Origin of the sequence: Polynucleobacter sp. 86C-FISCH, assembly GCF_018882415.1 — a bacterium.
GTDB lineage: Bacteria > Pseudomonadota > Gammaproteobacteria > Burkholderiales > Burkholderiaceae > Polynucleobacter.
The window spans coordinates 382819-396155 of the sequence record NZ_JACVOL010000001.1 but is presented as its reverse complement, the minus strand read 5'-3'; the positions used below and the strand labels follow the sequence as shown (position 1 = coordinate 396155).

Here is a 13337-nt window from a genome sequence, read left to right as displayed (position 1 = left end):
AGTGGTGCTACTGCCGATGTTGGTAGCTACAACATTACGGCAGCAAGCGCTTCTGGCGGTACCTTTACGGCAAGTAACTACAACATTAATTATGTGAATGGCAGCTTGAGTGTGACTGCTGCGCCACTGGGCGTAAGTGCAACTGGAGTTTATAACGGCACCACAGTGATGGTTCCTGATGGCTATAGTGTTACAGGATTGATGAATAACGAGACCATTACTTCTGTTAGTGCTTTATCTATTAGTAATGCCAATGTAGCAGCCAATACATATATTGCTGGCCTTACTGTCGGTAATGGTACGGCCAACATGGCCAACTATCAAATTACTCAAACCTATAACGCTGCGCCAAATACCACAACAACCAATGCATTCATCATGACTCCAGCGCCTCTTACGGTGACAGCTGATAATGCCGCCAGATTTATTGGTCAAGGATTGCCGGGTAGTTATAACGTGAGCTACTCTGGTTTTGTAAATGGTCAGAATGCTGGTACATCTGGAATCACCATTGGCACAGTAAGTAATAGCGCTAATATTAGTTCCGGAGCAGGCCCATATACCTTAACTCCCTCTGGATTTAGTTCAACAAACTACAACATTGGTTATGTCAATGGCGTCTATACAGTTACACCAGCAGATACGCTGATGGTTCAAGCGGGGTCTCATACTACTGGTTATGGAACGACGGCAAGCCTAACTCCTGCATCGGTTCAATACTATGTAAACGGTACTGGGGTTGTCTCGCTAAATTATGTGAGCAACAGCGGCAATACATATACCTATAGAGATAACTTCGGTGGCAACGTTACTTTTACATTGTCGCCTGCAAATGCTGTGACAAGTAGTAGCAATAATTTAAAAGCCAACTCCTATCAAATTACTGGTGGTAATTTGACTCAGGGTGGTACGATGAATTTGGTTGGTACTGGAGTCTATACCGGCAGTCTGGATGTGACACAGCGTGCTTTAACTGCAAGCTCAAGCAATGTGTCAAAGGTTTATGACGGCACTACAGCTATGATTGGCGTCAATATTAGTCTTAGCCCTGTGGTAAGTGGTGACAGAGTCGCCACCAGTGGTAACGGGGCCTTTAACCAAGCAAATGCAGGTAGCAATATTGGCTATAACGTCTCAGGTTTAATGCTTGAGGGAGCTGATGCTACAAATTATTACCTTACTGGTGGAACGAGTTTCTCAGGCTCAAATGGTGTGATCTCTCAACGCACGGTAACCTTGAGCGCAAATCAGGTGTACAGCGGAAGTACTGCCTTAACTAACGTAACCATTGGTAATTTAGTTGGCGGAGAGACGTTAACTTACAGCGGTAATGCTAATAGTAAAAATGTACAAGATAACGGTTCTAACTACATCGCCAATATGACGTTAGGTAATGGTACTAACGGCGGCCTAGGAAGCAACTATCAATTGCCGGTACTCAATGTTACAAATGCCCCAGTAACAATTACCCGTTTAAATTCAGTCACTTGGACTGGTGGGTCAACAGGTGATTGGTTTGATCCAGCCAACTGGGCTGGCGGGGCCGTACCTGATTTGAATAACGTAGCTAATGTGGTGATTCCAAGTGGCGCTACGGTTACATTCAATAACAATATTACTTCGCCTGCACAGGCTGGACCTGTATTAATAGATAGTCTAGGTGGTGCTGGAGGAAATCTATCTCAACAGCTCGGCACTCTGAATGTGGGAAGTGGGGGCATAACTCTTAATGCCCTCACGCTGACTGGTGGCAATCTGAGTAGCCAAGGTGCGGTGAACTTATCTACCTTTAATCAGTTGGGTGGCAATGTCACTGTCAATAGCAGTTTTGTGACGCAATCCTATAGTCAATCCAACGGTAGCACTTCTGTTACTGGCAATTTAACAGCCGGCAATATGACCATATCCAATGGAATGACAACAATACTCGCTGACTTGGTTGTTGCTGATCAGTTAAATGTTGGCGGTGGAAACTTGACTGTAGCTGGCGATGCAAATGTTAATGCTTATAACCAAACCAATGGTACTGCTTCTGTTGCGGGCAATTTAACTGCCGGCAGCATGACTCTGTCTAATGGTAGTGCTACGGTACTTGCAAACTTAGTTGTAAGTAACCAACTCAATGTCGATGGCGGAAACTTGACTGTAGCCGGTGATGCAAATGCAACAAGCTATAACCAAAGTGGTGGGGCTAGTCAAGTAAGCGGTAATCTTTTGGTTCAGAATTACACGCAAAGCAATGGCACAACTTCAGTAAATGGCAGTCTGAATACCCAAGCCTACAACCAGACGGCAGGTAATACGACCGTACAAGGCAACATTGATGCTGCTAGCTACGCGCAAAGCAATGGCAATACACAAGCGGGAGGTAATCTTACCGCTTCTAATGTTTCACTAAGTGGTGGCACAACACAGGTGCTTAGTAATCTGCTTGTCAATGGAGTATTTAGTCAAACAGGCGGTCAAGTAAACGTTGCGGGCAGCGGTAATATTTCCACATCTGGGACTATGACCCTTGGCAATCTCTCGGTCGGCGGCACTTTGAATGCAAATGCAGCCTCCGGAAATATTATTCAGAGCTCAGGATCACGCATGTCGGTAACGGGTCTAGCTAGCTTTAATGCCCCTCTGGGAACTGTTTCCTTGGGTGGTAATAATTCGTTTGCTGGCGGAGAAAGCATTGTCGATGAAAATAGCGGCCGCAATGATAATCAGATTAAAGTGCCTGTAGACCCTTGGATTTTCCAGCAATATGCAGTTTTAGGCGGAACTCCGGTATATGTTTCCGTTCCTAAGTTGCAGATTTCAAAGAATGAAAAATTATCTTATACATTTGCCTTTAATAAAGAAGTCGAATTAGTCTCTGAAAACCTCTTTGTCATTCCAGATGATTACGTCAGTCTTGGTGTCGTTACGTTAGAGGAGTCTCTAGGTGCGGCAGCGAATGAATCACCGTCACCTAAGCAGCCTAGTGAGGTATCCAAGCCGCAGCAAGAACGCTTAAAAACCTCGAGTCCTAGTGGATTCATGCCAGTCGTATTTAGACCAAATAAATCAAATTAACAATTTGCTCAAGCTCCTATCCATATGATATTTCGTCTAGAGGACTTTGAGTACGCAGCATACTCTCGCAAGCATGAGGATGCTGCCAAGATGCTGGTTAATTTGCTCGCAATTCTAGATAGTAGCTATGGGGTTCCTGGCCATCAGTTTCAAGCACAGGCATTAGCTGGTATTGCGCCTAAGCAAGCAGAGGCTCACGTAGGCGTCCGCCTAGCCTCAGCTATTTCCTGTTTATTTTCCGACAAAGACTTTCAATTTAATCCGCAAAGCTTAACCTCGCTATTTACATTGCAGCGATGGTTTGCTTCGATCTTTGGCTCGACATTATTTTTAAATGCCGATCATATAGTTCGTGCATTAAACCTGACAGGCAAGGGTAACCTCAGTCAGTTAGAGGTTTCATCGCAAGATTTGCCCAAATTTTGTTTGTTGTACTTGCCAGAATCAGAAATCGTTTTAGAGATCGACACATTATGGGATGCGAATAAACATTTAGCAGCATCCTTGGGAATGGCTTTGCTATCCCCCCGTTTTTTAGGTTCTCCACAGGCGCACGATAAGCGTGAAGCATTGCTACCCTGGTTAACTGAAAAGCTGCATGAAATTGAAAGCCTAGATACCTTACCATTTGGGATCATGCATGATGTCTATATGCACTGTAGTTATGCAGATCAGCCCGAGAAGCATGATATTAAAGGCGCAATTAACGTATTGATTGAGCGTTGGCTAGATTCTCATGGTTTGATGCCTTTAGACACCCCAGTCTCTATTTCATCGGATGACTCTAAACCAACGATGCTGGTTGTGATGGAGTGGTTTAATGCAGGCCATTCTATTTACAGAACCCATTCGCGTACATTGGAAGCTGCTAGAGAGTTATTTCATGTGGTGGGTATGGGGCTTGCTAATGCAACAGATGCAGTAGGGCATGCAGTTTTTGATGAATGGATCGAAATTAAGCCTACGGGTTTGCAAGAGCAGATTGCACAGATTCGTGCGGTAGCAGAAGAGCGCAAAGCCCAAGTCTTTTACATGCCCAGCGTAGGCATGTTCCCTCTGACTATGATGCTGGCAAATATCCGCTTAGCGCCTGTAATGGCCATGGCTTTAGGTCACCCAGCAACCACGCATTCATCATCGATGGATTATGTAGTGGTGGAGGGGGATTACGTTGGGGATCCAGACTGCTTTAGTGAAGAGTTATTAATTCTGCCTAATGATGGCATGCCGTATCGCCCCTCAGGCTTAGCTAGCCAAAATCCTGAGCCGCCAATTATTCGCGAGAATCCTGAAGTAGTAGATATTGTTGTGGCTGCCTCTGCCATGAAAATTAACCCAGGCTTTCTAAATGCACTGAAAGAGATAGCTGTTCAAAGCAAGCAGCCCGTGAAGTTTCATTTTGCTGTCGCATTTGCGCAAGGTATGGTTTATGAGCAAGTTAAGCGAGTTGTCAAGAATGTTCTTGGCGACTATGCAGTGGTATATAGTCACCGTGGATATACCGAGTACATGAATATAGTGCGTAAGTGCGATATGTTTATCAATCCATTTCCATTTGGCAATACCAATGGAATTATTGATACGGTTACGGCGGGATTGGTGGGCGTATGTAAGACGGGCAGGGAGGTCAATGAACATATTGACCAAGGCCTTTTTGAACGCTTTGGAATGCCCAATTGGCTCGTGGCAACCACCACAGAGGATTACATTAAGGCGACCATTAAATTGGCCGAGAATCACAAATTACGCAACGAGCTTAGACGTAAGCATGCTGGACCAGATAAAGTGCAGCGAATCTTTGAAGGTCGCCCTGAAATCATGGGGCAGATGCTGATGGAGCGTCTCCAAAAGGCTTCGAATAATAAAGCTAAAAAACCAAAAAAAATTAGCAATAAACGAAGTAGTATTCCGGCATGGTTAAGTAAAGAGGTTGATGGCTATTTTGCAACCCAGGTTGATGTAAAGCCGAAAACTATTCTTGATATTGGGGCCAATATTGGAGCGTTTGCTTTGCGAGCCCATCAAGAATGGCCCGAGGCAAAAGTAATCTGTTACGAGCCTATGCCATTTAATATTGAGGCTCTAAAGGCTAACGTAGATTCTGCATGGTGTCAGGTTGAGCCTTATGCTGTAAGGGCCTCTGCTGGCTCTGGGGATATTTATATTGGTGATATGTTTGTAACTGGTGGATTCCAGAAAAAAGACCGACAAACCGACAGTAAGATTTCCGTCCAGTGTCTTGCTGCGTCTAGCCTACCATCTGCCGAGTTAATTAAAATTGATACTGAGGGGTGTGAGTTAGAAATTCTGGAGAGGCTTGACCTACGCCAAACTCAGGTCATCATGCTTGAGCATCACAGCTTAGATGACGCTAAAAAGATTAAGTCATTATTAGCGAAAAACTATGTAGCAATCCAGGATGAATCAGATCGAGAGGTCGGAACTGAAGTTTTTGTTAGAAAAGTCTGATTAATACAGTTTTTAGAAAATTAGCCCCATCAATTTTTAGCCCCAAAACATATGAAATTATTTACTAAACAAACCTTCGTAGCTATTTTTTCCATATTCATTTTTGGATCAGCAAATTCTCAACCTGCTAAAACGTTGGTCACAATCAACGGCGTCAAAATTACCTCCACACAATTAGATCAATGGGTCTCAGTGGCTGTCTCAGAAGGTGCTAAAGACACTCCTGAGCTACGTCAGGGGGTGTTAAATGATTTAATACTCAGAGAAGCTATTAATCAAGAGGTTAAGAAGAGTGGGCTGCTTTCAAAAGGCAATAATGCATTTAAGGTAAAGCTTGCAGAGCAGAATGCCATCGTAGATCTTTGGTTTGCACAGTATTTTTTACAGAATCCCGTAACAAATGAAGATGTACGGGCGGTTTATGACAAGCAGGTGGAGTTAAGTAAAGACCCTAAAAATGCTAAAGAGTATTTTGTGGCTCAGATTGTTGTCGCTAATGAGGCAGAAGGCATTGCCTTGATTAATCAAATTAATGGCGGAGCTTCATTTGAGGAGCTTGCTAAGACCCGATCCTTGGATAAGGTATCTGGTCAGCAGGGTGGCGTAGTTGGTTGGGTTCTTTCGAGTCAGCTAACCCCGCCAGTGAATGATATTGTGCCTAATTTAGCTAAGGGCAAGATCACGCAGTCACCTGTCAAGACGGCCAATGGTTGGCATGTCATCAAGGTCGAAGATATTAAGCCATTTGTATTGCCAAGTTTTGACCAGGCTAAAAATGCAATCGCACAATCTCTGATTCAGCAAAGACGTCAAGAGGCCGTGAATGCGTTAACTAAAGGCTTCAAAATTAATCAAGAAAAGTAGCCCTTTAGCACCTTGGATTGTTGAGTTACTTGTTAATTGATAATCATTCCATCAATCCCGAGTAATTTCGTGATGTATTTGGGGTTGTCATCCTAAGGGTGCATACTTGAGGGATGAATAAAGAATTAATAGTAATTAGAATTTGTTTATTAGCTGCTTCTTTGGCTTTATTTGGTTCGGTTAATGCAGCAACGCCACAGGATCTTTTAAAGACCTATGAGTCTCAATCTGGCAAAGCATCTCCAGCCAGAGGTGAGCAGTTTTTTAATGCCAAGCATGGTAAAGAGTGGAGTTGCGCTTCTTGCCACGAAAACCCACCCAATCACGACACTAAGCACATTGTTACTGGCAAGGTAATTAAGCCTTTGTCACCTAACGCCAATCCAGCACGCTTTACGGATGAAGCTAAGGCAGATAAGTGGTTTAAGCGTAACTGTAATGATGTTCTAGGGCGTGACTGCACCGCTCAAGAAAAGGCGGATGTTCTTGCCTGGCTAATAACTATTAAGTGAGGCATTCATGAAAAACTTTTTTACATTGATATTGAGTGTGTTGGTGGTTGTGCCTGCCTTTGCGGCAAAGATGCCTATGCCATCAGATATGCCTAAGTCCTATGAGGGTGAGTGCGCCAGTTGTCACATGGCTTACCCGCCAGGCCTGTTGAGTGAAAAGAGTTGGCAAAACGTCATGAGCGGCTTGAATAAACACTTTGGCACCGATGCAAGTCTTGATGCAAAAGATCAAAAAGAAATCTCCATCTGGCTGCAGAAGAATGCTGCCACCAAGCAAAAATATAACGTAGTAGCCCCAGAAAATCGCATTACCAAAACTTCTTGGTTTATTCGTGAGCATGATGAGATCAAGGCAGATATTTGGAAAAGGGCTGGCGTTAAAAGCCCAGCCAACTGTGGGGCCTGTCACACCACTGCGGCTGAAGGCATCTTTAGTGAAAAAAGTATTTCTATTCCCGCCAAATGAGTAATAAGCAAACCATCTTGGTGTGGGATATCCCTACGCGTGTTTTTCATTGGCTGCTAGTAATTTGCTTTGCGGGAGCATGGCTTACTTCTGAGAGCGAGCGCCTGCAGATGATTCACTATGCGTTTGGCTATTCTGCTTGTGCTTTGGTGCTCTTCAGATTGTTCTGGGGAATTATGGGTACAAGATACGCACGCTTTACCCAATTCCTAAAGGGTCCAGCAGAAATGATGAAGCACGCTAAGGGCCTTTTGAGCGGTAATCAGCATAGCACCCCTGGGCATAACCCAGTAGGCGGAATTGTGATGATTGGCCTCATGTTATTGATTCTATTAATAGGTCTCACGGGCTACTTCAGTGTGAAAGAATTTTTAGGCGACTTAATGGGTGAAGCGCATGAAGCAATCGCCAGCCTAGCCTTAGCAGTAGTTGTGGTTCACGTTGCTGCTGCGATCATCATGAGTTTGCTCCAAAAAGAGAATCTAATTAGATCTATGGTGACAGGTAAAAAGCAGGGCCTGCCAGAAGAGGCGATTCGGTTTCCTCAGTATTTGATCGGGCTCTTGCTGGTTCTGGGCTCTATCTACTGCTTTTATATGATCCTTACAGGAGCTGTTCCTAGTCTTACTCAGTAAGGTCTATGGCAATAGGCTCTCAGTGGGTATATCAGCTATATGGCGATATCACCTCGAGCGACAAAGTCACCAAATAGGCATAGAATCAAAGAATGAGAAAGATATGCATCGCTCTTTGCCTAAGCCTCTTTGCCAGCTTGATTCATGCGGCTGTGATGCCTATTGAGCAACCCGTTTCTCAATCATCAGCTTCCCAAACCCATCATCAAGTTGCTGCGGCTGATAACTCAGCACACCATTGTGATGAAGTGACTAACAATACATCGGATAGCAATAGCAAGCAGCCTTGTCATGGGGATAGCTATCAATGCTGCTTAGGCTTGGTATTTATTTCTCCATTTGCAGTACTGGCTCCTGCGGATTTCAGTGCGATCCCAGCCGCAAATTATTCTTCATTGGCACTTCAGTCGATGATCAACTGCATCTATAAACCTCCAAAATCCTAAGCTCTTTTTGTATTACGCATGAGCTTGATTTGTGATTACTAATCACACACTTATTTTGGAGAAATACTATGAACATGACTCACTACATGGAGTTATTGGCTGTTAACCAGCCTTGGAATTTAATTATCTTTATGGCCATCCCAGTCATTCTGGCGGAGACCTTGGCTATTACAGAGTTATATCTACTATTTACCCGCAAGTTTGATGGGGCAGTCTATTACCTCAATCGATTTGCAGGTATCGCAGTAGGCATCTACTTTATTGGCATCATTTACTACATCGTAGCTAATGCCATCATCCCCATTACCAAGGCGGGTGAGTGGAGAACGATCATTGATGTCATAGCAGTATTTACTTATGTCATTGCTGGTCTTCCATTAATTTGGATTGCCTTACAAGAATTAGGTCTTGTTAATAAAGCGCTTGATCAAATGGGTAAACTCAAAATCCATGCGATATGTGTAGCCCTATTCTTGGTATTTGGGCATATAGCTATGATTGCTGGTATGGCCGATCCAAGTATTCTTGGTTATAAGGGTGCCACCGCTCATCAAATGAGCGGGTCCAATGACTACGAGCATTGTGATCCTGCAATGCACCAACAGATGATGGGCGATCATCAAAAAATGATGAATGGAAACGCATCCTCTCCACCAATGCCTATGGGAAACCAAAACCATAAGCATTAATAGCAAGGTACTCCGATAGAAGTTAGGTAGCGAAATTACTCAATACGGCCCTTGAATGAAAGTTCGGGGGCTTTTTTCTGGTTAGTACGACTACCCATCTTTTCTGTGGAAAAGTCTAGCCTTGATTCAGGTATATTGTTTTTGATTCATTGATAAAAATAGGAGAACACATGAACCGCGAACTATTTGAAAAAGGCTTAAAAACACGTAAAGAGGTTTTGGGTACTGAATATGTAGAGACTTCATTAAAAAATGCAGATGACTTCAATATGCCAATGCAAGAATTGGTCACAGAGTACTGTTGGAATGAGATCTGGAATCGCCCTGGACTTGAGAGAAAAACACGCAGCTTTTTAAATTTGGCAATGATTGCCGCCTTGAATCGTCCGCATGAATTGAAATTACATGTTCGTGGCGCCATCAACAATGGCATAACCAAAGAAGAAATTCGAGAAGTATTTATGCAAGTAGCCATTTACTGTGGCGTACCTGCAGCTATTGATAGCTTCCGTGTGGCTAAAGAGGTCTTTAAAGAGATGGGAATCTAATGAAGTCTGTAGTTTTAGGCTTGTTATTAGTGGTTCTCGCTCTTTCTGGGTGCGCACATCTTTATAAAACGCAAATACATGATGTTGTGTATTTGTCAGACTCTCAATTTGATCAAGTTGCTGATGGATTTGGGGATGTGCGCGTCAATGGTGCAAGCGGTAAGCCCTATGTAATAACTCAACAGCATTTCCAGAATCTGATGGCAGTTAGAAAGAAGATTGCTCCTGTAAAAGGGCAATATATGCAAATTGCCCTGGTTGATTCAGATTTTCATACCTTGCTATTGCTATCGCATGATGGCAAAAGTTATGTAGCGATGAGTTTTGATTTTCTGAATATCTTTGGGTCCGATGAGGAGTCTTTAGCTGCTGCATTGAGTCATCAATATGCACATATAGCCGCTGGCGATAATGCCGATGTTCAGGATAGTAGGGAAGTAAAGTATTTTGTTACCAAAGAAATTGTCAGCACCGGGGTATCGCTTTTTGCAACTGCTGCTGGCGGGTATGGAGCGGGTGCTGCGATTGATGAGGCGAAACGTGTTCAGGATAAAGGGATTGAAGATCAAGTAAACCCACTGGGTATGAAGTGGCTTCTAGATGCCTCTTACTCACCGTGTGGGTATCTGAAGATTAAATATGTAATGGATAAAAATTCTGCTGTTTCCAGTGCGCTTACTTATTTATATACGCATCCTGGAATTAATGATCGCGTTAAGTTGTCAAAGCAGTACTTAAAAGAAAACAATCTTGAGTGCAGCAATCTAACCCCCGACCCATCTGAGGGCGTGGTAAATAAGTCTGGCCGGCTACAGCAATAACAGCATCAGGCAATTGCCGCAACACACTATTTGACCTGAATAATCTCAGAAAAGATAAAGCCACCCGAAGGTTACCTTTTTATAACTGGAAGGTTGGGCGAGACTAATTTCGTCCAAACTTCGTTTTCGAACTCGTGACGAATGGATTGCCAAAGTGCTTTTATCCTTACCTAAGGCTCTTATAAAGGCAATTTGTTAATAAGCAATCTTTTGTAGCTAAAGTAGAGTAAAATACATTCAGCGATTTTCAAGCTAATAGTGTTGTTGTACTAGTAATTAATACCGCAGTTCTGCGATAGTTCTTCTTAGCATCTCCCCCGCCATTCTTGACTTTCGCCCTATTTGGGGCATAGCCCTTTTTTATATTTTTTTTAAGGAATAGTCAGATATGGCAAACGGAACTGTGAAATGGTTTAACGACGCAAAAGGCTTCGGCTTTATTACCCCTGAACTCGGTGGCGAAGATTTATTTGCCCATTTTTCAGCAATTAATAGCAGTGGATTTAAGTCTTTAGCTGAAGGTCAAAAGGTGACTTTTGATATTACTACTGGCCCTAAAGGCAAGTTAGCAGCCAATATTCAACCTGTTTAATTCAGAAGCAAATGCCAGGCGAAAATTATTTGCCTGGTCCAAAGCCCAGCATGACTGGGCTTTTTTATTTTCATTAAGGATTTTAAATGGCAAAAGAAGAGTTGCTTGAAATGGAAGGTCTTGTTGATGAAGTTCTGCCTGATTCTCGTTATCGGGTTACTTTAGACAATGGACATAAGCTTATTGCCTATACAGCTGGAAGAGTCAAAAAAAATCACATCCGTATTTTGGCTGGAGATAAGGTTTCTTTAGAGCTTTCCACTTATGACTTGAGCAAAGGTCGCATCACATTTAGACATATTGAGAAGAAGCAATCTTTTGCTAGTGCGCCGAAAAGACGATATTGATGGCTGTAGAGGTTAAAGCCACAAATTAAATTAATGTTTGCAATGAATCTAAGGCCCTGGACGATACCGCCCCAGGCAAGTAATAAACACTAAAACCACCTTCGGGTGGTTTTTCTTTAGATGCCCTTCTTGGGTCGTTTGCGGCCTGCCAGTTGTCTACCTGTGTAATGTCGTTTAACCCGACCAACCATTCGGCGTCGAGTACGAGATGCACAAGGTCAATCAGTCTGATCCAGCGCCTGCCATCCCGATCTATTTTGGTTCAATAGATCCTCTATTGAGTCAAGATAATGGTCACCGCTCCATTCGGACAAAAGAAAGGGAGGCCACATCTCTGAGATCCCTTTGTATAACTGGTGGATCAGGCGTGATTCGAGCTCGCGACCAGCGGATTAAAAGACTTAAGAATTGTGTCAAACAGCAGTCAATACATTAACCTAAGCCTTTCTGGAAATCCCTATGATCTTTACATACGCTCACATGGCGCTGGTTTTGAGATCTTGAATTTAAAGCGGTTTCGACAGGGCTGTCGCGAGAAGCGTCTGGTTAAGCAACAAATCTTAGTTTTCGAAGCGTAATACGTCTTGGTGCTACATTTAAGTGCTAATGTTTAAAACAATCTTTGCCCTTCCTCGCACAGTTTGGCTAATTGGTCTTATCAGTCTGGTAAATGACTCGGCTAGCGAGATGCTCTATCCGTTAATGCCTCTATATCTAGCCTCAGTATTAATGGCGGGGCCTAAAGCGCTGGGGATCATCGAAGGCATTGCTGAGGCAACTTCTAGTATTTTTAAGCTAGTCTCAGGCGTGATTGTTGATCGCACTAAAAAAGCAAAACCTTGGATTGTTCTGGGTTACACGCTAGCAGGCATTGGAAGGCCTCTTATTGCAATTGCGAACTCATGGTTATGGGTTTTAGCGATTCGTTTTACAGATCGCATGGGTAAAGGTTTACGAAGCTCTCCTAGAGATGCTCTGCTGGCCGAGACTGTTGGTGAGAATCAGCGCGGTGTTACATTTGGTTTGCATCGTTCGATGGATAATGCAGGCGCCGTGATTGGACCCTTGTTGGCTGCCTTATTCTTATCGATGGGGGTTCCGCTTAAAGACATCTTTCTCTGGGCAATTGTGCCGGCAGTCATTACAGTAACCCTCGCTTTGTGCATAAAAGAGCCGCAGAGAGAAGCTAACCCGCAAGCAAGTAAATTTAGCTGGTCGCTGAAAGGCATGCCAGATCAATTTAAAAGATATCTATTAGTGGCCGGAATCTTCGCTTTGGCCAATTCATCAGACATGTTTTTGTTGTTAAGGGCGAGAGAGGCGGGTGTTCCTCAAGAGCAAATCCCACTGTTATGGGCAGCAATCTCTCTGATCACCACTCTATTTGGCACACCTTTATCTGCTTTGTCCGATCGATTTGGGCGCAAGCTATTTATTCTGATTGCTTGGATTGCCTTTGCTTTTTTCTACATATGCATGGGATTGCCCGGCCTCTCCACCTACCAAATATTTGTACTCTTTGGAATTTATGGATTATTTAAAGCGGCTACAGAAGGTGTTGAGAAAGCGCTAGTAGCAGATATGGCTCCCAAGGGATTGGCTGGCACAGCATTTGGATGGTTTAACTTAATCACGGGATTAATGTTATTCCCAGCTTCATTTATCTTTGGTTGGATATACGAGTCGGTAGCGCCGATATATGCATTCATGTTCTCAGGGAGCTGCGCGTTAGTAGCTTTTGTATTAATGGCCTTTTGGGTGGACAGCAAAAAAGAGGCCTAAAGCCCGGTGCCAATTTCCTTTAGTGGAAGAAATATATATATCTTGAGTAACTCATTCCATTCAGCCAAAAGAAAGGGGGCCGCAATTCTGCAATCCCTTTATA

General features: G+C 43.5%; 13 protein-coding genes. All 13 read left to right on the top strand.

What is annotated here, in order from left to right; genetic code table 11:
- The coding region (locus ICN10_RS01865; protein ID WP_216211884.1) for an S-layer family protein at window positions 1–3063 on the top strand (3063 nt) is incomplete at its 5' end.
- A gap of 24 nt (window positions 3064–3087) precedes the next feature.
- A complete protein-coding gene (locus tag ICN10_RS01860; RefSeq protein WP_216211881.1) occupies window positions 3088–5532 on the top strand; it encodes an FkbM family methyltransferase in 2445 nt (814 codons plus the stop codon).
- Window positions 5533–5583: 51 nt separating this feature from the next.
- On the top strand, window positions 5584–6396 hold the full coding sequence (locus ICN10_RS01855) for a peptidylprolyl isomerase (protein ID WP_216211878.1): 813 nt from the start codon (window positions 5584–5586) through the stop codon (window positions 6394–6396).
- A 113-nt stretch (window positions 6397–6509) separates the two neighbouring features.
- Window positions 6510–6908, top strand: coding sequence for a DUF1924 domain-containing protein (locus ICN10_RS01850; RefSeq protein ID WP_216211876.1), 399 nt, complete (start codon window positions 6510–6512; stop codon window positions 6906–6908).
- Between the two features lie 7 nt (window positions 6909–6915).
- A complete protein-coding gene (locus ICN10_RS01845; protein WP_255536784.1) occupies window positions 6916–7374 on the top strand; it encodes a diheme cytochrome c in 459 nt (152 codons plus the stop codon).
- Entirely contained in the window at window positions 7371–8009 is a 639-nt protein-coding gene (locus ICN10_RS01840) for a cytochrome b/b6 domain-containing protein (RefSeq protein WP_216211873.1), read from the top strand. Before ICN10_RS01845 ends, ICN10_RS01840 begins: the two co-directional genes overlap by 4 nt.
- 92 nt (window positions 8010–8101) lie before the next feature.
- On the top strand, window positions 8102–8455 hold the full coding sequence (locus tag ICN10_RS01835) for a hypothetical protein (protein WP_216211870.1): 354 nt from the start codon (window positions 8102–8104) through the stop codon (window positions 8453–8455).
- Window positions 8456–8523: 68 nt separating this feature from the next.
- A complete protein-coding gene (locus ICN10_RS01830; protein ID WP_216211868.1) occupies window positions 8524–9144 on the top strand; it encodes a DUF6803 family protein in 621 nt (206 codons plus the stop codon).
- Between the two features lie 170 nt (window positions 9145–9314).
- The gene (locus tag ICN10_RS01825; RefSeq protein WP_216211866.1) at window positions 9315–9692 is read left to right on the top strand and encodes a carboxymuconolactone decarboxylase family protein; all 378 of its coding nucleotides are present in this window, start codon (window positions 9315–9317) and stop codon (window positions 9690–9692) included.
- A complete protein-coding gene (locus ICN10_RS01820; RefSeq protein ID WP_216211863.1) occupies window positions 9692–10513 on the top strand; it encodes a hypothetical protein in 822 nt (273 codons plus the stop codon). The genes ICN10_RS01825 and ICN10_RS01820 overlap by 1 nt, the downstream gene beginning before the upstream one ends.
- Window positions 10514–10901: 388 nt before the next feature.
- Window positions 10902–11105, top strand: coding sequence for a cold-shock protein (locus ICN10_RS01815; RefSeq protein ID WP_216211860.1), 204 nt, complete (start codon window positions 10902–10904; stop codon window positions 11103–11105).
- Between the two features lie 86 nt (window positions 11106–11191).
- Window positions 11192–11452, top strand: a complete 261-nt coding sequence (infA, locus tag ICN10_RS01810; protein ID WP_215363176.1) for a translation initiation factor IF-1 — start codon at window positions 11192–11194, stop codon at window positions 11450–11452.
- Window positions 11453–12058: 606 nt separating this feature from the next.
- Window positions 12059–13234, top strand: a complete 1176-nt coding sequence (locus ICN10_RS01805) for an MFS transporter (RefSeq protein ID WP_216211857.1) — start codon at window positions 12059–12061, stop codon at window positions 13232–13234.
- Window positions 13235–13337: the final 103 nt, after the last annotated feature.